20 protein-coding genes and 1 pseudogene are annotated in these 19,579 nt (G+C 70.5%); 11 read left to right on the forward strand and 10 right to left on the reverse strand.

Going from position 1 to position 19,579, the window contains the following annotated elements:
* Window position 1: 1 nt before the first annotated feature.
* Window positions 2–478 carry a limonene-1,2-epoxide hydrolase family protein gene (locus Q1A98_RS17055; RefSeq protein WP_299575686.1) on the reverse strand — a complete coding sequence of 159 codons (477 nt, stop codon included), beginning with the start codon at window positions 476–478 and terminating at the stop codon, window positions 2–4.
* 299 nt (window positions 479–777) lie between these two features.
* Between Q1A98_RS17055 and Q1A98_RS17060 the strand changes: the two genes are divergently transcribed.
* The 4 genes from Q1A98_RS17060 to Q1A98_RS17075 all read left to right on the forward strand — a co-directional run bounded on the left by Q1A98_RS17060 (window position 778) and on the right by Q1A98_RS17075 (window position 4,372).
* Window positions 778–1,467: a 50S ribosomal protein L25/general stress protein Ctc gene (locus Q1A98_RS17060; protein ID WP_299575687.1), complete on the forward strand. Its 690-nt coding sequence runs from the start codon at window positions 778–780 to the stop codon at window positions 1,465–1,467.
* Window positions 1,468–2,034 carry an aminoacyl-tRNA hydrolase gene (pth, locus tag Q1A98_RS17065; RefSeq protein WP_299575688.1) on the forward strand — a complete coding sequence of 189 codons (567 nt, stop codon included), beginning with the start codon at window positions 1,468–1,470 and terminating at the stop codon, window positions 2,032–2,034.
* Between the two features lie 146 nt (window positions 2,035–2,180).
* The gene (locus Q1A98_RS17070; protein ID WP_299575689.1) at window positions 2,181–3,239 is read left to right on the forward strand and encodes a beta-ketoacyl-ACP synthase III; all 1,059 of its coding nucleotides are present in this window, start codon (window positions 2,181–2,183) and stop codon (window positions 3,237–3,239) included.
* Window positions 3,240–3,346: 107 nt separating this feature from the next.
* On the forward strand, window positions 3,347–4,372 hold the full coding sequence (locus Q1A98_RS17075; RefSeq protein WP_299575691.1) for a beta-ketoacyl-ACP synthase III: 1,026 nt from the start codon (window positions 3,347–3,349) through the stop codon (window positions 4,370–4,372).
* Between the two features lie 42 nt (window positions 4,373–4,414).
* On the opposite strand, the gene Q1A98_RS17080 is transcribed toward Q1A98_RS17075, so the two are convergent.
* Window positions 4,415–4,978, reverse strand: coding sequence for a DUF559 domain-containing protein (locus Q1A98_RS17080; RefSeq protein ID WP_299575692.1), 564 nt, complete (start codon window positions 4,976–4,978; stop codon window positions 4,415–4,417).
* A 180-nt stretch (window positions 4,979–5,158) separates the two neighbouring features.
* A pseudogene (locus Q1A98_RS22385) lies at window positions 5,159–5,299 on the reverse strand (type IV toxin-antitoxin system AbiEi family antitoxin domain-containing protein); the annotation flags it as partial.
* A 113-nt stretch (window positions 5,300–5,412) separates the two neighbouring features.
* On the opposite strand from Q1A98_RS22385, the gene Q1A98_RS17085 reads away from it, so the two are divergent.
* Complete coding sequence (locus Q1A98_RS17085; protein ID WP_299575694.1) at window positions 5,413–6,996, forward strand: peptide chain release factor 3; 1,584 nt, start codon at window positions 5,413–5,415, stop codon at window positions 6,994–6,996.
* Between the two features lie 22 nt (window positions 6,997–7,018).
* A complete protein-coding gene (locus Q1A98_RS17090; RefSeq protein ID WP_299575696.1) occupies window positions 7,019–7,735 on the forward strand; it encodes a hypothetical protein in 717 nt (238 codons plus the stop codon).
* A gap of 9 nt (window positions 7,736–7,744) precedes the next feature.
* Here Q1A98_RS17090 and Q1A98_RS17095 read toward each other — a convergent pair whose 3' ends face one another.
* The 7 genes from Q1A98_RS17095 to Q1A98_RS17125 form a co-directional block, all read right to left on the reverse strand.
* Window positions 7,745–8,749, reverse strand: coding sequence for an enoyl-CoA hydratase/isomerase family protein (locus tag Q1A98_RS17095; RefSeq protein ID WP_299575698.1), 1,005 nt, complete (start codon window positions 8,747–8,749; stop codon window positions 7,745–7,747).
* 48 nt (window positions 8,750–8,797) lie between these two features.
* Window positions 8,798–10,615 carry an ABC-F family ATP-binding cassette domain-containing protein gene (locus tag Q1A98_RS17100; RefSeq protein ID WP_299575699.1) on the reverse strand — a complete coding sequence of 606 codons (1,818 nt, stop codon included), beginning with the start codon at window positions 10,613–10,615 and terminating at the stop codon, window positions 8,798–8,800.
* The gene (locus Q1A98_RS17105) at window positions 10,612–11,577 is read right to left on the reverse strand and encodes a 4-(cytidine 5'-diphospho)-2-C-methyl-D-erythritol kinase (RefSeq protein ID WP_299575701.1); all 966 of its coding nucleotides are present in this window, start codon (window positions 11,575–11,577) and stop codon (window positions 10,612–10,614) included. Before Q1A98_RS17105 ends, Q1A98_RS17100 begins: the two co-directional genes overlap by 4 nt.
* Window position 11,578: 1 nt before the next feature.
* Window positions 11,579–12,442 (reverse strand): 16S rRNA (adenine(1518)-N(6)/adenine(1519)-N(6))-dimethyltransferase RsmA, encoded by an 864-nt coding sequence (rsmA, locus tag Q1A98_RS17110; protein WP_299575980.1) that lies wholly within the window; start codon window positions 12,440–12,442, stop codon window positions 11,579–11,581.
* Between the two features lie 25 nt (window positions 12,443–12,467).
* Window positions 12,468–13,547: a resuscitation-promoting factor gene (locus tag Q1A98_RS17115; RefSeq protein WP_299575703.1), complete on the reverse strand. Its 1,080-nt coding sequence runs from the start codon at window positions 13,545–13,547 to the stop codon at window positions 12,468–12,470.
* 163 nt (window positions 13,548–13,710) lie between these two features.
* On the reverse strand, window positions 13,711–14,553 hold the full coding sequence (locus Q1A98_RS17120; protein ID WP_299575705.1) for a TatD family hydrolase: 843 nt from the start codon (window positions 14,551–14,553) through the stop codon (window positions 13,711–13,713).
* Window positions 14,550–15,395: a PhzF family phenazine biosynthesis protein gene (locus Q1A98_RS17125; protein ID WP_299575707.1), complete on the reverse strand. Its 846-nt coding sequence runs from the start codon at window positions 15,393–15,395 to the stop codon at window positions 14,550–14,552. Before Q1A98_RS17125 ends, Q1A98_RS17120 begins: the two co-directional genes overlap by 4 nt.
* A 66-nt stretch (window positions 15,396–15,461) precedes the next feature.
* Here Q1A98_RS17125 and Q1A98_RS17130 point away from each other — a divergent pair, with 66 nt between their 5' ends.
* The 5 genes from Q1A98_RS17130 (at window position 15,462) to Q1A98_RS17150 (ending at window position 19,572) form a co-directional block, all read left to right on the forward strand.
* Window positions 15,462–15,941: a GNAT family N-acetyltransferase gene (locus tag Q1A98_RS17130; RefSeq protein WP_299575709.1), complete on the forward strand. Its 480-nt coding sequence runs from the start codon at window positions 15,462–15,464 to the stop codon at window positions 15,939–15,941.
* A gap of 16 nt (window positions 15,942–15,957) precedes the next feature.
* Window positions 15,958–16,521 (forward strand): TetR/AcrR family transcriptional regulator, encoded by a 564-nt coding sequence (locus Q1A98_RS17135; protein ID WP_299575711.1) that lies wholly within the window; start codon window positions 15,958–15,960, stop codon window positions 16,519–16,521.
* Between the two features lie 70 nt (window positions 16,522–16,591).
* On the forward strand, window positions 16,592–17,560 hold the full coding sequence (locus Q1A98_RS17140) for an NAD-dependent epimerase/dehydratase family protein (protein ID WP_299575713.1): 969 nt from the start codon (window positions 16,592–16,594) through the stop codon (window positions 17,558–17,560).
* Between the two features lie 11 nt (window positions 17,561–17,571).
* Window positions 17,572–18,609, forward strand: coding sequence for a glycerophosphodiester phosphodiesterase family protein (locus Q1A98_RS17145; RefSeq protein ID WP_299575715.1), 1,038 nt, complete (start codon window positions 17,572–17,574; stop codon window positions 18,607–18,609).
* A gap of 24 nt (window positions 18,610–18,633) precedes the next feature.
* Window positions 18,634–19,572: an alpha/beta hydrolase gene (locus Q1A98_RS17150; RefSeq protein ID WP_299575717.1), complete on the forward strand. Its 939-nt coding sequence runs from the start codon at window positions 18,634–18,636 to the stop codon at window positions 19,570–19,572.
* The last annotated feature ends 7 nt before the right edge of the window (window positions 19,573–19,579 follow it).

Here is a 19,579-nt window from a genome sequence, read left to right on the forward strand (position 1 = left end):
ATCAGGTCCGCGGCAGGTGCGGTCGGACGCCCGGTACGACGGTCCCGAGCAGCCCGCGACCGAGCGCCGAGGTCATGACAGTGGCGCCGACGCGGTCCTCCCACACGGTGATCTTGCCGTCGCGGATCCGCGCCGTCCCCTGCACCGCGAACTGCAGGTGCATCGGACCGAGCCGGAGGTGGTCGGTGCGCAGGGTGCGCACGACGTCGACCGCGCCGCTTCGCGTCGAGGTCTCCGGATGGTCGGCGGAGACGTCGTGGATCGCCACGTCGAAGCGACCGTGTCCGCCCGCGACCCGCTGCAGCGCGTGCGACACCCGCTCTCGACCCCGACCCACCCACACCCCGGCGAACCGGTAGCGGACGTCGGGGGCCAGCAGGTGTCGCGCGATCTCCGCGTCGCCGGCGGCCAACGACTCGAGGAAGCGGACGGCGACGTCCTCGGCCGACCACAGCAGGCAGTGGTGCATCGACGTCATCGTGACCACCTCCTCTGCCGACATGTGTGCCCCGTGGGACGTCCATGGTCCGCGCGGATCGCGACACGGGCCCCAACTCGACATGACCGATCGGCGAACACTGCCTGAGGAGAGCCTGGGAGGACGACGGTCGCGATGTGACACCCCGGTCCCCGCTGCAGTAGCCTGACCGACGTTGTCACGGCGAGGGTGGGCTGGTCCCACCGTCATCGGCGCGGCTGCACCCGAAGTGGTCTCGACCTCTCCGGTGTGCTCTGTGTCTGCCGTGCGGACCTGCCACCACCGGATCGAGGAGAACCATGGCGAACGACACCCCCCAGCTCACCGTCGGACTGCGTGACGAGCGCGGCAAGGGCGCCGCTCGTCGCGCACGTCGCGCCGGCAACGTCCCCGCGGTCCTCTACGGCCACGGCTCCGACCCCCGCCACCTCGCCCTCCCTCAGCTCGAGTTCGCCGCGATCCTGCGAGCCAACGGCACCAACGCCGTCATCGAGCTCGACATCGACGGCACCAAGCAGCTCGCCCTCACCAAGCAGGTCGACGTCCACCCGGTGCGCAAGTTCATCCAGCACGCCGACCTCCTCGTGATCAAGCGCGGCGAGAAGGTCGTCGTCGAGGTGACGGTGACCGTCGAGGGCGAGGCCGCCCCGGGCACCCTCGTCACGCAGGAGCTCAACACCGTCGAGGTCGAGGCCGACGTCATGTCGATCCCGGAGCAGATCGTCGTGTCCGTCGAGGAGGCCCAAGTCGGCCTGCAGGTCACCGCGGCCGATCTGGACCTGCCGACCGGCGTCACCCTCGAGACCGATCCCGAGACGCTCATCGTCGCGGTCAACGCGGCGCCGACCGCCGAGGACCTCGAGGCCGAGCTCGACCAGGACCTGCTGCCCGACGAGGAGCCCGAGGAGGGCGCCGAGGGCGAGGACGGCGAGACCGCCGAGGGCGACGCCGAGTCCGGCGACGCCGAGGCTACGTCCGACGACGAGTAGGTGCGCCTGATCGTCGGCGCGGGGAATCCGGGCCCTCGCTACGCCACCACGCGCCACAACATCGGCGCGACGGTGGCGGACGCGATGGTCGCCCGCGCCGGCGAGCGGTACACGGTGCACAAGAAGTCGGGGGCCGAGGTCGCCTCGATTCGCGTCGGCGGCGAGGCAGTCCTCGTCGCCCGGCCGCGCGTGTACATGAACGAACTCGGTCGGCAGGTCGGCCCGCTGGCGTCCTTCTACAAGGTCACCCCCGCCGACGTCGTCGTGCTGCACGACGAGCTGGACATCGACTTCGGTCTGGTGCGGCTCAAGCGTGGCGGCGGCGAGGGTGGCCACAACGGGCTCCGCTCGATCACCTCGGCACTGGGCACCCGCGACTACCTACGGGTGCGGCTGGGGATCGGGCGACCGCCCGGACGTATGGATCCCGCCGACTTCGTCCTGAAATCGTTCCCCGCGGCCGATCGCGCCGAGGTGGAACTGCTGGTGACCAACGGCGCCGACGCCGTCGAGCTCGTCCTCACCAGCGCGCTCGAGGACGCGCAGAACACGGTGCATGCGTGGTGAGTCACAACTCGTCGCCGCGACCGTGCACGCTGTGACCGGAGGCGCGGCGATCGCGCTCGCGGGCACGGCGACACAGACAAGATTGACCCCGCCTGCGCGGGGAGGACACCGATCACCGCGTCAGCGGGGAGAGTGAGTGGGGAGCAATGGCAACCATCAAGGCGAACAGCGGACGCGAGAACGTCGCGATGCTGGGGATCGGCGCGTACCGACCGAGTCGCGTCGTCACCAACGACGAGATCTGCCAAACGCTCGACTCCACCGACGAATGGATCTACGAGCGGACCGGCATCCGCAGCCGTCGCTGGATCTCCGGTGACGAGTCGGCACGGTCGATGGCCGTCGCCGCCGCGGAGCGCGCGATCAGCAACTCCGGCGTGCCGCGGGAGAAGATCGGTGCGGTCCTGCTGTCGACGCTGAGCTGGAAGACGAAGATCCCGCACGGTGCCCCGCAGATCGCCTACGACCTCGGCATCAACGGTGTCGCCGCCGTCGACCTCGCATCGGGCTGCAGTGGTTTCGGGTACGGCCTGGGCGTCGCCGCCGACATGGTGCGCGCCGGGTCCAGCGAGTTCGTCCTGTTGATCTGTGTCGAGACCCTGTCGATCGTGCTCGACCCCACCGACCGCAACACCGCCTTCATCTTCGGCGACGGTGCCGGCGCCGTCGTCGTCGGACCGAGCGGGGAGAACGGCATCTCCCCGACTGTCTGGGGCAGCGACGGCGAGAACGGCGAGGCGATCGGCCAGAGCTACGACATCATCGAGTACATGGACCGGGCGCAGGAGATGCAGGCCCTCGACCCGGCCGAGGCCCCCCTCGACCGCATGGTCGTCACCATGCAGGGGTCGAGGGTGTTCCGGTGGGCGGCCATCGCACTGCCGAAGGCCCTGTCGAGCACGCTCGAGGAGTCGGGCATCACCGCCGACGACATCGACATCTTCATCCCGCATCAGGCCAACGCGCGCATCAACGAGCTGATGAAGAAGAATCTCGGCCTGCGCGACGAGATCCCGATGGCCAACGACATCGAGCAGACCGGCAACACCTCCGCGGCGTCGATCCCGCTCGCGATGGAGGAGATGCTGGCGACCGGCAAGGCCAAGGGCGGGCAGACCGCGCTGCTCCTCGGGTTCGGTTCCGGTCTGAGCTACGCCGGGCAGGTCGTGACGCTGCCACCGGCACCCGCCGAGACCAGTCTCTGATCACACGACACGCCGAACCCGATGGGCACGACACGCGGATTCGGTGACGGGGTTAACACCTGGGGGATCACCTGCGACAGTGATACGGGGCGACGAAAGGACACGGCATGACCGCGATCGCGGAGACCACGGGGATCAACACCATCGGCATGCTCGGGATCGGCGCGTACCGACCCGAGCGGGTGGTCACCAACGACGAGATCTGTGAGCACATCGACTCGTCCGACGAGTGGATCTACACCCGCACCGGCATCAAGACCCGTCGTTTCGCACGCCGTGACGAGGACGTCGCCGAGATGGCCGTGAAGGCCGGTCGCACCGCGATCGCCAACGCGCTGCTGCAGGGATCCGACATCGACGCGGTCATCCTCGCCACCAACACCCACCTCCTGCTGACCCCGGCCGGCGCGACGAAGGTCGCCACCGAGCTCGGCGCCAACGGTGTCCCCGCCTTCGACGTGACCGTCGGGTGCGCGGGCTTCGGCTACGGCATGGCGCTCGCGTCGGACATGGTCCGCGGCGGCAGCGCACAGCACGTGCTGGTCATCGGCGCCGAGCAGCTGTCGGTGACGATGGACATGACAGACCGCGGCAACTGCTTCATCTTCGGTGACGGTGCGGGCGCCGTGGTCGTCGGACCGACCGACGACCAGCAGCTCGGCCCCGTCGTGTGGGGCTCCGACGGCTCGCAGTACAACGCCATCCGCCAGGACTTCGACTGGGTGACCTTCCTCGACGGCGACCGCAAGCAGCGCCCGTACCTCCGCATGGAGGGCACGTCGGTGTTCCGCTGGGCCGCGTTCGAGATGGGCAAGGCCGCGCAGCGCGCGCTGGAGGCCGCCAAGATCGGCGCCGAGGACCTCGACGTCTTCGTGCCCCACCAGGCCAACGCCCGTATCAACGAGCTGCTCGCCAAGAACCTCCACCTCAAGGAGGGCACGGTGGTCGCCGACGACATCGAGTTCACCGGCAACACCTCCGCCGCCTCGATCCCGCTGGCCATGGAGAACCTCCTGTCGACCGGTCGCGCCAAGCCCGGCCAGACCGCCCTCCTCCTCGGCTACGGCGCCGGCCTCAGCTACGCCGCACAGGTCGTCAAGCTCCCCCCGATCCCCTTCGAGGGCAATCCGTAGAGATCTTTCCCAGCCAGGCCGATCCGTAGAGATCCTTCCCGCTCAGCGGGAAATATCTCTACGGATGGCGTGGCGGATGGTCGCCACGACGTATCCGGGCCGCTGTGTCAGGTCTCGCCAGGTGAAGTGCAGCACCGTCCATCCTGCGGCAACCAGTGCATTGCGCTTCTCACGGTCGCGCCGGAACGCCTCAGGGTCGGTGTGAAACGCGAAGCCGTCCAGCTCGACGACGACCCGAGCTGCATCGAACACCACGTCGCAGATGTAGCCGGACGCGGTCTTGTTCGCCTTCCACCCGCCGATGGACGCCCGACGGAGCAGGCGGTGGGCAATGCGCTCGGCCTCCGACCGCGCTCCGCCGGCGGCTGCGTCGAGGATGCGTCCGGCAGCAGTCGCACCACGTCGACCGGGGTATCGCTCGTGTGCGGCGACGACCTCGTCGAGAGTGATCTGCTTCCGGAGGAGCGCACGATCCAGGACATCGAGGGAGTCCTCCACGGCCGCGGCCTCCAGAGCAGCGAGCGGCAGCGCCACCACTCGGAGCCCATCCCGCTCGACGACATCCTCGTCGCGCAGATCGCGATGGACTGTCACTACACCGGCCACCGCACGTCCCTGTCGACCGCGCGGCGCGACGACCATCGGCCGTGAGGGCGGCCGGTCGACCCTTCGATGCCACCAGACCGCGGCCAGGCCACCGAGAGCCGCCCCGGGCCCGACGCGCGCACACGCGATACGCATGCGCGCACGGTCCGTCACGGCGTGGTCCCCGGCGACGTAGACACCCTTTCCGACTGCCTGCCACTCCCCGCTCGTCCGGAGACGTCCGATCGCGGAACTGCTCAAGCCGGCGGTGATGGCTTGCGCCCGCGTGATGACGCCGTCGTGAGCTGCGAGCAGTTCTCGCACACTTGCGTTCACGACCATTCGACGCGATCGGCAGGCGATCGGTTCCGTCCGCGAGATCCGTGGTGATGTCTCCCGCTCAGCGGGAACGATCTCTACGGATCAGCGAAACGGGCGTCGAGTATCGTGTTGCGGTGAGTTCTGAAGCCATCGCACGTGAGGTGGCACGCCGTCGCACCTTCGCGATCATCTCCCATCCGGACGCCGGCAAGTCGACGATGACCGAGGCGTTGGCGTTGCACGCCAGGGTCATCGGCGAGGCGGGTGCGATCCACGGCAAGGCCGGACGCAAGTCGACCGTCTCGGACTGGATGGAGATGGAGAAGGCGCGCGGCATCTCCGTCAGTTCCACCGCCCTGCAGTTCACCTACCGCGACGCCGTCGTCAACCTGGTCGACACCCCCGGCCACGCCGACTTCTCCGAGGACACCTACCGCGTGCTCACCGCGGTCGACGCCGCGGTGATGCTCATCGACGCCGCCAAGGGTCTCGAGCCGCAGACGCTCAAGCTGTTCCAGGTGTGCCGCCACCGCGGGATCCCCGTCATCACGGTGATCAACAAGTGGGACCGGCCCGGCCGGACCCCGCTGGAACTGATCGACGAGATCGCCGACCGCATCGGCCTGACGCCGACACCCCTGTTCTTCCCCGTGGGGATCGCCGGCGACTTCCGCGGCCTGCTGGACCGTCGCTCCGGTGACTACGTCCGTTTCACCCGCACCGCGGGCGGCGCGACGATCGCCCCCGAGGAACTGATGCCCGCCGCCGACGCCCAGGAGCGTGAGGGCGACGAATGGACGGCGGCGGTCGAGGAGTCCGAGCTGCTCACCGAGATGGGCCAGGACCACGACCAGGAACTGTTCCTCGCCGGCGAGACCTCCCCGATGATCTTCGCCTCGGCGATGCTCAACTTCGGTGTGCGACAACTGCTCGACACCCTCGTCGAACTCGCTCCCCCGCCCGCCGGCCGTACGTCCGTCGACGACGTGGTCCGCGAGGTCACCGACCCGTTCTCCGCGGTCGTGTTCAAGGTGCAGGCCGGGATGGACGCCTCGCACCGCGACCGCCTCGCCTTCATGCGCATCGTGTCCGGCGAGTTCGAGCGCGGCATGGTGGTAACCCACGCGCAGACGGGAAAACCGTTCGCGACGAAGTACGCGCAGGCGGTCTTCGGCCGCGATCGCGCCACCGTCGACACCGCCTTCCCGGGCGACGTCGTCGGCCTCGTCAACGCGATGACGCTGGCACCCGGCGACACCCTCTACACCGACCCGCCGGTGCAGTACCCGCCGATCCCGTCGTTCGCACCGGAGCACTTCGCGGTCCTGCGCGCAGACAGCGCCGGCAAGTACAAGCAGTTCCGCAAGGGTATGGACCAACTCGACTCCGAGGGCGTCGTGCAGGTGCTCCGCAACGACCTGCGGGGCGACGCGTCGCCGGTGCTCGCGGCGGTCGGGCCCATGCAGTTCGAGGTCGTCACCGCCCGCCTCAAGGCGGAGTTCGGCGTCGACACCTCGGTGGAGTTCCTCGGGTTCTCCCTCGCCCGCAGGACCGACGAGGACAGCGTCACCGAACTCGACCGTCAGCGCGGCGTCGAGGTGTTCACGCGCAGCGACGGCGTCCGACTGGCCCTGGTCAGCGACAAGTGGCGGCTGCAGTACATCGAGAAGGAACACCCCGACCTGACGCTGGAACCGCTCGTTGCAACCGCGGACTGACACGCGCGTACCGATCGTCCTGATGGCGTGCGCGCTGCTCGCGACCGCATGCGGTTCAACGGCGCAACGGACCGACGCGCCCCGCCCGGAGTCCTCGTCGACCGCACCGATCGCGGTGGCGGGACGGGTCGACGAACAGCAGTGCGCGACAGCCCCTCCGAAGGGGGAGCTGACGAAGCCGCAGGGACCCTTCCGGTTCAGCCGTGGTGAGGTGGCGGTGTCGGTGCGGCGGTTGCCTCCTCCGCTGGCTCCTGATCGCACCCCAGGCGAGTCGGGCGCCGCGTCGACCATCGGCTGCTTCCGATACCCACACTGGGGTCCCGCCGATCCCGTGCTCCCCGTCGAGAGCGTGGTGATGGCCTTCCGCGACAGCGCCACCGACGGCGTGCTCCTGGAGATGTCCCTGCCGGACTTCGTCTCCCGGCCGCGTCTCGTCGGCCAGGTGGGGGTCGTGATCGAAGGACGGCACTATCAGGCCTCGTCGTGCTCGGTCGAGACGACGGTGTTGACCGAGACCCGCGCCGCCGGTCTCTTCACCTGTCCCAGTGCGGTTCTCGCCGAGACCAACCCGTTCGCACCCGACGACGACATCGCACCGAGCGACCGGTCACCCGAACCGACCACGCAGACTCCCGCACCGCCGGCACCACCGGGACTGCCGCCGACGGCACCGCCGCCGGCCACCGAGACAGCCGCACCGAGCGCGACGATCACCGGCTGGTATCGGCTGGGCAGCTGAGCCCGGCCGTCAGTTCCCGGTGACGATCCGCACGACGTCGCTCACGTCGACCTCGTCGAGGGACGGCGGGGTGAAGGACGGGTTCCGGTCCTTGTCGACGAGGACCGCGCGCACCCCCTCGGCGAAGTCGGGGGTGGCGCAGATCCGTTCCGCGGCGTGGAGTTCCCGCTCGAAGCACTCAGCCAGCGTCGACTGTCCGCCTGCCTCGATCAGCGCGGCGGTCACCAGCAGGCTCGTCGGCGACGCCGACTCGAGCGCCGTCACCATCGATTGCGCCCACTCGTCGCCGACGGCACCCTGCAGGCCACCGACGATCCCGGCGACCGACGTGTCGTCGAAGTACTCGGCGATCGACGTCAGCGGCAGTTCGCTGCGCGGCGGATCGCCGATGTCGGCGAAGACCTCCGGCAGCGGTGCGCCGGTGCGGATACGGTCGGCGACACCGGCGAAGTCGTCGGCGGGGACGAAGTGCGTGGCCATGCCGACGGCGACGGCGTCGGCGCCGTGGATCCGAGAGCCGGTGAGGCCCAGCCACATCCCGACGCCGGCGGGCAGGCGCGGCAGGAAGTAGGTGGCGCCGACGTCGGGGAAGAACCCGATCGCGGTCTCGGGCATGGCCATCATCGTCGAGTCGGTGACCACGCGGACCTCGCCGTGCACGCTGATGCCCAGCCCGCCGCCCATCGCCGCGCCGGCGATCATCGTCACGTAGGGCTTCGGGTACTCCGCGATCAGCTGGTCGAGTTCGTACTCCGAGCCGAAATACCGTGTGATGGCTGCGGTGTCGCCGGCAAGCGCGTTGTCGCGGATCGCGCGGATGTCGCCACCCGCACAGAACGCGCGCTCCGACGACGACGTCACCAACACCGTCTCGATCGCCTCGTCGTCGGCCCAGCGACGCAGGATGTCGGTCATGTCGTCGATCATCGACTGGTCGAGGGCGTTGAGCGCCTTGGGTCGGTCGAGGACTATCTCGCCGACACCGTTGTCGACGCGGGTGGTGAGGAACGACATGGGCGTCACCCTACTGCGCACCCTTGGCCCCAGGCCCCACTCACCCCGTCAGCCCCACTGCTCGGCGAGTTCGAGCCACTGCGCCTCGGCGGCTTCCTTCTCCGCGACCACACCGGACAGCTCGGTGTCGAGCGCGGCGACCTTCGCGGCGTCGGTGGCGGCCTCGGCGAGCTGGGTGTGCAGGGTCCGTTCACGGTCGTCGAGCTTGGCGATCTGACGCTCGAGACGCTTCATCGTCTTCTGCGCGTCGCGTTCGGCGGCGGCGTCGGTACTCCGTGCGGCTCCCGATCCGGCCGACGACCCCGCGCGGCTGGCCGTCGACTCCCCCGTCGACTCGACCGCGTGCATGGCCGCGCGGCGCTGCAGGTACTGCTCGATTCCGCCGGGCAGGTTGGTGAGACCGCCGTCGCCGAAGAGCGCCCAGGTGCTGTCACAGATCCGCTCGATGAGGTAGCGGTCGTGGCTGATGACGACCATCGTTCCCGCCCAGCCGTCGAGGATGTCCTCGAGTTGCTGCAGCGTGTCGATGTCGAGATCGTTGGTGGGCTCGTCGAGGAGGAGCACGTTCGGCTGACCCATCAGCACCCGCGTCAGTTGAAGCCGACGGCGTTCGCCACCGGACAGGTCACCGACCGGAGTCCGTTGCCGCGCCGGGGAGAACCCGAGACGCTCGGCGAGCTGGCCCGCCGAGATCTCCTTCTCCTGCTTGGTGCCCGCACCGATGGTGATGCGTCCTGCGACGTCCTCCACCGCCTCGAGCACGCGCATGTCGGTGGGCAGGTCGTCGAGTTCCTGACGCAGCCAACCGATGGAGACCGTGGTGCCCTCCTTGCGGCGGCCGGGATCGACGGCCACCTCCCCGGCGAGCGCACGCAGCAGTGTGGTCTTGCCGGAGCCATTGATGCCGACGAGACCGATGCGCTCACCGGGCTGCAGGCGCCAGGTGAGGTCCTCGACGAGGACGCGGTCGTCGGGGGTGCGCAGGGTGGCGTCCTCGAGTTCGATGACGACGCGGCCGAGGCGCCGTTTGGCGAACGTCGACAACGCGACGCTGTCGCGGACGGGCGGGACGTCGGCGATCAACTTCTCGGCGGCCTCGATCCGGTACTTCGGCTTCGAGGTCCGTGCCGGCGGTCCGCGGCGCAGCCACGCCAGTTCCTTGCGGGCGAGGTTGCGGCGACGCTCCTCGGCGGCGTCGGCGAGGCGTCCGCGTTCGGCGCGCGCGTAGATCCAGTCGTTGTACCCGCCTTCGTATTCCGTCACCGATCCGTGCGCGACCTCCCAGGTGCGCGTGGCGACGGTGTCGAGGAACCACCGGTCGTGGGTGACGACGACGAGTGCGCTGCGACGGTTCACGACGTGGTCGGCGAGCCACTGCACACCCTCGACGTCGAGGTGGTTGGTGGGCTCGTCGAGGATCAGCAGGTCCAGCTCCTGCACCAGCGCCGCGGCCAGGGCGACCCGACGCCGCTGTCCACCGGAGAGCTCCTCGACACGGCGCTCGAGTCCGCCGTCGAGGCGGTCGATGCCGATTCCGGCGAGCACGGCACGGACACGCGCGTCGGATGCCCACTCGTGCTCGGCGACGTCGAGCGGTCCGAGCACGACGTCGCCGACGGTGGACCCGGGCGGCAGCACGCCGCGCTGGGTGACCGTGGCCATCCGGACGCCACCGGCGATCGACACGCGACCCGAGTCGGGTTCGGTGATGCCGGCGAGGATCTCCAGCAACGTGGTCTTGCCGCCCCCGTTGAGGCCGACGACACCGATCCGTTGGTTCTCCTGCACACCGAGACTCACCGACTCCAGCAGCGGCGCGATCCCGAAGCTCTTGCTGATCTTCTCGGCGTTGACGAGGTTGCTCACCGTGCGGCTCCTGACTCGGCGTCGACGACGCGGGCCCCTGCGACCGGCCCCGACGCGGTGCGGACGGCGCGGGCGACCCCGGCACCGGACAGTTCGGCCGCCACCCGCACGGCGTGCTGATCGTCGGCGCACAGGAAGACACACGTCGGCCCCGACCCCGACACGATCCCGGCGAGCGCGCCCGCCTCGACACCGGCGCGCAGGGTGCGCCGCAGCGCGGGCCGCATGCTCAGGGCCGCCGGTTGCAGGTCGTTGACGAGTGCGGCGGCGAGGCGACGCGCGTCGCCGGCGGCGAGGGCCGTCATCACGTCGTCGGGACCACCGGCCCGACGCAGCGGCTCCGACCGCTCCGCGGCGCGCAGGGTGTCGAGTTCGCGGTAGACCTGCGGTGTGCTCAGTTCGCCTGCGGCGACGGCGATCACCCAGTGGAACGCGCCCCGCGACAGCACGCGGGTGAGACTCTCGCCGCGCCCCGTGCCCAGCGCGGTGCCGCCCTGGACGGAGAACGGGACGTCGCTGCCGAGTCCCGCGGCGATGGTCGCGAGTTCCTCGCGTTCGAGGTCCAGGCGCCACAACCGGTTCAGGCCGACGAGCACCGCGGCGGCGTCGGCACTGCCGCCCGCCATGCCGCCGGCGACCGGGATGCCCTTGGCGATGGCGATGCCGACCTCGCCGTGGGTTCCACCGACGTGGTCGCGGACGGCGTCGACGGCCTTCCACGCGAGGTTGTCGCCGTCGAGCGGGACCGAGGCGAGGGCGCGGTCGGCGACGCCGCCGGGACCGGTGACGGTGATGCTGCGGGAGTCCGCGGGACTCAGCCGGACGAGGTCGGTGAGCGAGACGGCCTGGAACACGGTCTCCAGTTCGTGGTACCCGTCGGGGCGCAGGTCACCGACACCGAGGTGCAGGTTGATCTTCGCGGGCGCCCGGACGAGCACGGGCGTGGGGACGACGGACAGCACGTCATCCCACACTAGTGAGCGCCAGCCGGACGAAGTCGGCCACGTCCAGGCGTTCGCCCCGCAGGGACGGGTCGATGTCGGCGGCGCGCAGTCGTTCCTCGGCGGCCGTCGGCGATCCGGCCCATCCGGCCAGCGCCGCGCGGAGGGTCTTGCGGCGCTGCGCGAACGCCGCGTCGACGACGGTCCACACCGCGCGGCGGGTGGTCTCGTCGGTGGGCCACGGCATCTCGCGGCGGTCGATGCGCACCAGCCCGGACTCGACCTTGGGGACGGGCCAGAAGACCCCGGCGCCGACGGTCCCGGCGCGACGGACGTCGCCGAAGAACCGCGCCTTCACGCTCGGCACCCCGTAGGTCTTGCTGCCGGGGCCGGCGGCGAGGCGCTCGGCCACCTCGAGCTGGACCATCACCAGCGCGGTGCGGATGCCCGGACACTGCGTCATGAGGTGCAGGAGCACGGGGACCGCGACGTTGTAGGGAAGGTTCGCGACGAGGGCGGTCACGTCGCCGACGTCGGACGCCGTGACGTCGAGCGCGTCTGCCCGGATCACGGTCAGCGACGACGCCTGCGCGGGCGCCAGTTCGGCGACGGTCCGCGGGAGCGCGTCGGCGAGAACCGGATCGACCTCGACGGCGGTCACCCGGCCCGCGGCACCGAGCAGCGCGAGGGTGAGCGACCCGAGACCGGGACCCACCTCGAGCGCGTGGTCGCCCGGGCCGACGCCGGCCTCGGCGACGATCCGTCGCACCGTGTTGGCGTCGTGGACGAAGTTCTGCCCCAGCGACTTCGTCGGCCGCACACCGAGCTCGTCGGCGAGCTCACGGATCCGTACAGGTCCGAGGAGCCCGGGTGTCGGGTCGGTCAGCGCGGGCCCCTGCCGGCGGCGGGAATCACCGGAGGCCCAGCTTGGACGAGCAGGACGGCCACGCGCCCCAGCCCTGGGCGGCGAGCGTCTTCTCGGCGATCGCGATCTGCTCCTCGCGCGTCGCGAGGTCGGCACGCGGGGCGTACTCCTGGCCGCCCCAGCGGTCCCAGGTGTTCTGGTCGAACTGGACGCCACCGTAGAAACCGTTGCCGGTGTTGATGGCCCAGTTGCCGGTCGACTCGCACTGCACGAGCTGGTCCCAGACCGAGCCGAACGGCACGAACGGGGCGCCCGGCTTGGTGCCGACCTTCACCTCGGCGGCAACGGGCTGCGTCAGCTCCTTCGCGCCGAGCTTGACGCGCTTGGTCTCCTTGCCGTCCACGGTGGTGACCGAGTAGGTGACCTCCTGGCTGCCGGGGGTACCGGGCTTCGTGACCTCGCGCTTGTCCTTGACGAGCGTCGGGTCCGGGGTCTCCTCGTCCGGGGCGGTCAGCGGCTCGGTGGCCGTGACCTGCTCGGTCCGGATGCGGGTGACAGCGATCCGCATGTTCGCGCTCACCGGGGTGTCGGCGGAGGGCGTGACGATGTCGTCGCCGGACAGCGGGGCCCCGAGGTCGGAGAGGAGGTCGCCGACGGTCTTCGCCGCCACGGTGGGCTTCGAGACCTTCTTCGCGTCGACGACGGTGACCGGCTTGGGCAGGATCACCGAGACGGCGGCGCCGTCGACGGGCAGCGGCGCGGTCCGCGACGCCTCGACATCGACGGTCGGGCCACCGAGGTTCTGCTGTGCGAGCGCCTGCTCGACGGTGACGGCGTTGGTCTTGATCTCGCGCGGGGTTCCGTCGACGTTGAGCACGACGGTCTTCAGGCGGTGGAACGTGATCGTCTCGCCGTTGCCGAGGCCGGCCGACGCGGCGGGCTTCACCAGGTCACCGGAGGCCGGGTGCAGGCCCTGGTCGGCGAGCACGTCCTCGACCGAGGACCGCATCGTCGAGACGGTCATGACCTTGCCGTCGACGTCGATGGTGACCGTCTTGTGGCGGACGACGCCGAGGATGCCGCCGGCGACGATGGTCGCGAGGAGCGCGGCGATGGCGATTCGCACTCGCAGGGAGTTCGACTCGTTGATTCTGGCTAGAAAAGACACACGTCAACTTCTGGTCGGCGGCAAGGTCTCGGGTTTCCCCCACGCAGCAGCGATCACCGGTTGGGATCGCTGCGATCACAGAAATATAACGAGGGTCATCGCCGGGCGCAAAGTCGTGGGCTCAGGATCGGGGCAGACCGACCCCGTACGCACGTTCGGCGTTCATGGTCACCTGACGCGCCAGGTCGCCGGCGTCGTCCCCGCGGACCTGCGCCAACGCCCGCACCGTGTACGGCAGGCAGTAGGACTGGTTCGGGTGTCCGCGGAACGGATGCGGTGTGAGGAACGGCGCATCGGTCTCGACGAGGAGCAGCTCCGGCGGCACCACGCGGGCGGCCTCCTGCAGCGTCGAGGCGTTGGTGAAGCTGACGGTGCCGGAGAACGACAGCAGGTACCCACGGTCGACGCACTCCCGCGCGATGGCCTCGTCCTCGGAGAAGCAGTGCATGATCACCGTCTCCGGCGACCCGGCATCGTCGAGGACGTCGAGCACGTCGCGGCCGGCGTCGCGGTTGTGGATCATCAGCGGCTTGCCGACCTCCTTCGCGAGCGCGATGTGCCACCGGAACGACTCGATCTGCACCTCCCGCGGGGCGCAGTCGTCGGAGCGCTGCAGCCAGTACCAGTCGAGGCCGGTCTCCCCCACCGCGACGACGCGGGGATGTGCGGCCATGGCGCGCAATTCCTCTCCGGTCTCCTCGGTCAGGTCGTCGGCGTGGGTGGGGTGCAGGGCGGTCGCGGCCCACACGCGGTGGTCCCACTCGGCGGCCGCGACGGCCCACCGGGCGTCGACCATGTCGTCGGCGACGGTGACGACGCCTCCGACGCCGACCGACTCGGCATCATCGAGGATCACGCGGACTGCCTCTGCGTCCCGACCACCGCACGCCGCGAGGTGCGTGTGGGCGTCGATCAGCGGGGCGAGGGGTTCGGGGTCCGGGGGCGGAGGCTTGCGCGTGCTCACAGGCCCACCGTGCCCGAGATCGTGGTCGTCGACGCGCCGCCCACCCAGATGTCGGTGCCGTCGTCGTCGACGAACACGCGACCCGCGCGGCCGAGCGCCGTGCCCTGCGCCGCGACGTAGCGCGCGGGGACCTCGCCGACCGACCGCAGCCAGACGGCGAACCCGGCGTTGAGGCTGCCGGTCACCGGGTCCTCCGGCACCCCGTCGCCGGGCGCGAACGCGCGCACCTCGTAGTCGACGCCCTCGGGGCCATCGCGATGGGCACCGATGAGGCCGACCTCGTGGTGGCCGAGCGCGGCGAAGTCGGGACGGACGGCGAGAACGCGCTCCGCCGACGTGAGCATCAGGCCGATCCACCCCGGGCCGTTGTCGACCCAGTTGCTCGCGACGACGTCGGACGGGGCGAGCCCGAGTGCGGTGCGGATCTCGGCGAGCACGGTCTCGTCGACGGGCCCCGACCGCCGCAGTGGCGGCGCCGCGAACGCGAGACGGTCGCCGTCGCGCCGGATGGTGACCAGACCGATCCCGCACTCCTGCACGATCACGTCGCCGGCGGGCAGCCCGCCGGACTCGAGCCACGCGTGCGCCGACCCGAGTGTCGGATGACCGGCGAACGGCAGTTCCCCGCCCGGGGTGAAGATGCGCAGTCGGTAGTCGGCCGACGAGTCCGTCGGCGGCAGCACGAACGTCGTCTCCGACAGGTTCGTCCAGCGGGCGAACGCGGCCATGGTCGCGTCGTCGACGTCCGTGCCGTCGAGGACGACGGCCACGGGGTTGCCCGTGAGCGGACCCGACGTGAACACGTCGACCTGGGCGAAGGGACGGGTGGTCGGTGTGGTCACGAGGTCATCGTGTCAGGTGGCATCGCCTGCATGCGACGAGGTTTCCCGGCGTAGCGTTCGCGATCGATGTCCAGCCATGACTCCTCGCCGACGGTGTGGGTGTCGCGGGTCGGCGACGACGACGCCGACCTCGCCGAACTCCTCCGGCGCACGGTCGCCGAGCTCACCGCCCGCTATCCCACCTACCACCCGGAGCCGTTCGTCGACGACGCCGAATACTTCGTCGCCCGCCTCGACGGCCGACCCGTGGGGTGCATCGCCCTCGTCGTCCACGACGACCTCCCCGGCGTCGGCGAGGTGAAGCGGCTCTACGTCGACGACACCGCCCGCCGCGCCGGCGTGGCCCAGGCGTTGATGTCCTCGCTGGAGGCGCGCGCCGGGGCACGAGGGCTGACGCGGATCGTCCTCGAGACCGGGAACCGTCAACCCGAGGCGGTCGCGCTGTACGAGCGCCTGGGGTACGCCGTCGTCGACCCCTATCACCCGCAGGGCTGGAACGAGGTCAGCATCTTCATGGCCCGGGATCTGGCGCCGACGCAAGAGTGAGTGTACGGTCACTCACATGTCCGGGACCCGCACGTTGTCGACCGCCGAGGAACGCACCGACGCCCTCGTGCGGGCCGCCGTCCGCGTCTTCGCCACAGCCGGGTTCCACGCCACGCCGACCACAGCGGTCGCCCAGGAGGCCGGGATCTCCACCGCGTACGCGTTCAAGCTCTTCCCCACCAAGGTCGACCTGTTCGTCGCCGCCGTCGACGCCTGTTACGACCGCATCGAGGAGACGCTGCGCGCAGCTGCTCGCCCCGGGGTGACCGGACGCGCCGCGCTCGAGAACCTGGGCAGCGCCTACGCGGCGCTCATCGCCGACCGCACGCTGCTGATGCTGCAGGTGCACGCGGTCGCGGCGACCTCCGAGCCGCAGATCCGTGACGCCGTCCGACGCGGTGTCGCCCGTACGGTCACCGTGGCACAGGAGCTCAGCGACGCGCCGGCGGAAGAGATCCAGCGATTCCTCGCCGTCGGCCAGCTCTGCCATCTCCTGACCGCGATCGATGCGTTCGCTCTCGACGACCCGTGGGCCACGACGGTGACCGAGGGCATCGAGCACGCCGCGCCCCACCCCTGATCCCCCGACACCGCCGATGTCGGGTATCGCCGCCGCTCATAGTGAGTGACTGATCACTGAAAGGTTCACCATGTCCACCACACCCCTGCACGTCGTCCTCGGCGCCGGCCCCGCCGGCACCGCGACCGTCACCGAACTGCGTCGCCGCGGTCTGCGCACCCGCCATGTCTCCCGCTCCCCCGTCGTCGTCGAGGACCCCGCCGTCGAGACCGTCGTCGCCGACGTGTCGGACCCGGAGGCGGCGATCTCCGCGACCGACGGGGCGGCGACGATCTACCACGCGGTCAACGTGCCGTATCACCGTCAGATCGCGGAGATGCCGGTCATCGCCGACGCGATCATCGGCGCTGCAGCCCACCACGACGCGACCCTCGTCGTCCTCGACACCCTTTACCCCTACGGCACCGCCGAGGGTGACCGCATCACCGAGTCGACGCCGTGGGCCGCGACGACCCGTAAGGGCCGGATGCGTGCGGACCTCGACCGTCGCTACCTCGGCGAGCACGAGCGTGGCCGCATCCGTGTCGGTCTGGGACGCTCCGCCGACTTCTTCGGTCCCGGCGTCTGGTCGTCGACCCTGGGTGCCGGGTTCTTCCCGCAGGCGCTCACGGGGGAGCCCGTGGTGGCGTTCGGCGACATCGACCTGCCGCACTCCTACAGCTACGTCCCCGACGTCGCAGCCGGGTTGGTGACCCTCGGCACCGACAGCCGCGCCCTCGGGCGGGTCTGGCACCTGCCGACCGTGCCGGCGGTGTCGACCGCCGAGGTCCACCGTCGGGTCGGCTCGATGCTGGGCCGTTCCCTCGAGGCGCTGGTGCTCGACGAGCCGCAGCCGATCGGCGGGTTCGACGAGCAGTTCATGGCCGAGTACGCCGAGATGTTCTATCAGCACCGGATCCCGCAGAACATGGTGTCGACGGCGTTCGAGACGACCTTCGGCGTCGCGCCGACACCGCTCGACGAGGCGCTCTCGACCACACTGCGGTGGTTCAGCCAGATGACACCCGCCGTTGGGGTGCAGGAGGTCTCGAATCGCTAACGTCGTCCGCCGTGCGCGCCCGCCGATTCGTCCTCGCCGCCCTCCTGACGACACTGCTTGTCGCCGGCGCGGGCTGGGCTCCCGCCCGCCCCGCGCCGGCGTTCGACCTGCAGGCTCATCGCGGCGGCATCGGGTTGACGACGGAGTCGACGCTCGATGCGTTCGACACCGCTCTGCGTCTCGGCGTCACCACACTGGAGCTCGACACCCAGGTGACCCGCGACCTGCGCGTGGTCATCTCTCACGACCGTCAGATCTCGCGGGACAAGTGTGCCGACACCGCGCCCGCCGGCCCGGGTGACCCGCAGTTCCCGTACGTCGGGAAATACATCCGCGACCTGTCGCTCGCCCAGATCCGCACACTCGACTGCGGTTTTCGGCAGCTGCCCCAGTTCCCCACCCAGCGGCGGGTCCCCGGCGCGCGACTGCTCGAGCTGCACCAGTTGTTCGACCTCATCCGCGAGCGGCGGGCGTTCGGCGTCCGGATGAACATCGAGACGAAGGTGGAGGCAGGGTCCCCCGAACAGACCCAACCGCGCGAGCTGTTCGTCGGGCGGGTGTGGTCGGAGATCGCCCGGTCCGGTCTCGCCCGCCAGGTCACCGTCCAGAGCTTCGACTGGGGCGCGCTGCGGGTGATGCACCGCCTGGCCCCGACGATCCCGCTCGTCGCGCTCAGCAACCGCGACTTCCTGCAGGTCGGGCAACCGGGCCGGTCTCCGTGGCTCGGTGGGCTCGACGCCGACGACGTCGGAGGCGACCTGGTGCGCGCGGCCCGTGCGATCCCCGGCGTCACCGCGATCTCGCCGGTGCAGGGTTTCCCGCAGGACGGGCGGATCGGGGACGGGACGTTCACTCCCTACCCGGACCGACGGATGGTCGACGACGCCCACCGCGCCGGGCTGCGGGTCATCCCGTGGACCGTCGATGACCCCGCCACGATGCGTCACTTCATCGACCTCGGCGTCGACGGCCTCATCACCGACTACCCCGACCGCCTGCGGACCGTGATGGCGCAGGCGGGTCTCCGCCTGCCTCGCGCGGTGCCGTGACCCGTCCTGACTATCGTCGATCGCATGCAGATGCGGACGGGGAGAGCGCAGGTCGGGACCGCCGAGATCGATGGCAAGCGCCACGAGATCGAGATCTACTACGAAGACCTCGGTGACGAGACCGCCCCGCCGATCCTTCTCGTCATGGGGCTCTCGGCGCAGCTGACGGTCTGGCCCGTCGGGTTCTGCGAGGCCCTGGTGGACGCGGGGTTCCGGGTGATCCGGTTCGACAACCGCGACATCGGACTGTCGACCCACCTCGACGGTGTCCGGGTGCGCGGCTCACTGATCCCGCGCCTCATCCGCACCGAACTCGGGTTCGGCAGCCCTGTCCCCTACACGGTCGTCGACATGGCGGCCGACGCCATCGGCCTGCTCGACCACCTCGGTCTGGACCGCGTGCACGTCGTCGGGGCGTCGATGGGCGGCATGATCGCGCAGGTCGTCGCGGGCAAGTACCCCGAGCGCACCCTGTCCGCGGCGATCATCTTCTCCTCGACGCTGCAGATGTTCCTGCCGCCGCCGGCGCCGGAGAAGCTGATGGCGTTGCTGTCCGGCCCGGGCAAGGGCGCGACGCGCGAGGAGTACATCGCGGCGTCGGCGAAGGCACTGCAGACCATCGGCAGCCCCGGTTACCCGCTCTCCGACGACGAGGCGTGGGAGCTCGCGGCCTCGTTCCACGACCGCGCGTTCGACCCCGCCGGCGTCATGCGGCAGTCGGCGGCCGTCATGGGCAGCGGCAGCCTGCGCCGCTACGCCCGCGCGATCACCGCCCCGACGGTCGTCATCCACGGCCGGGCCGACACCCTGATGCGCCCGGCGGGCGGCAAGGCCATCGCCCACGCCGTCCGCGACTCCCGACTGCTCCTGCTCGACGGGATGGGCCACGACCTGCCCGAGCCGCTGTGGCCGCAGATCGTCGGCGCCATCACCGACAACATCGCCCGGACGGCGACTGTCTAAGCTGGCC

The sequence above is a fragment of the uncultured Williamsia sp. genome, from assembly GCF_947494875.1.
Classification (GTDB): domain Bacteria; phylum Actinomycetota; class Actinomycetes; order Mycobacteriales; family Mycobacteriaceae; genus Williamsia_A.

Excerpts from the sequence above, each read along its gene's own strand:
- Q1A98_RS17150 (WP_299575717.1), top strand. The coding sequence starts at position 18,634 with ATGCAGATGCGGACGGGGAGAGCGCAGGTCGGGACCGCCGAGATCGAT.
- Q1A98_RS17095 (WP_299575698.1), bottom strand. The coding sequence starts at position 8,749 with ATGTCGTTCCTCACCACCCGCGTCGACAACGGTGTCGGCGAGATAGTC.
- Q1A98_RS17090 (WP_299575696.1), top strand. The coding sequence starts at position 7,019 with ATGGCGTGCGCGCTGCTCGCGACCGCATGCGGTTCAACGGCGCAACGG.
- Q1A98_RS17130 (WP_299575709.1), top strand. The coding sequence starts at position 15,462 with ATGTCCAGCCATGACTCCTCGCCGACGGTGTGGGTGTCGCGGGTCGGC.
- Q1A98_RS17055 (WP_299575686.1), bottom strand. The coding sequence starts at position 478 with ATGACGTCGATGCACCACTGCCTGCTGTGGTCGGCCGAGGACGTCGCC.
- Q1A98_RS17140 (WP_299575713.1), top strand. The coding sequence starts at position 16,592 with ATGTCCACCACACCCCTGCACGTCGTCCTCGGCGCCGGCCCCGCCGGC.
- Q1A98_RS17070 (WP_299575689.1), top strand. The coding sequence starts at position 2,181 with ATGGCAACCATCAAGGCGAACAGCGGACGCGAGAACGTCGCGATGCTG.
- Q1A98_RS17060 (WP_299575687.1), top strand. The coding sequence starts at position 778 with ATGGCGAACGACACCCCCCAGCTCACCGTCGGACTGCGTGACGAGCGC.
- Q1A98_RS17135 (WP_299575711.1), top strand. The coding sequence starts at position 15,958 with ATGTCCGGGACCCGCACGTTGTCGACCGCCGAGGAACGCACCGACGCC.
- Q1A98_RS17075 (WP_299575691.1), top strand. The coding sequence starts at position 3,347 with ATGACCGCGATCGCGGAGACCACGGGGATCAACACCATCGGCATGCTC.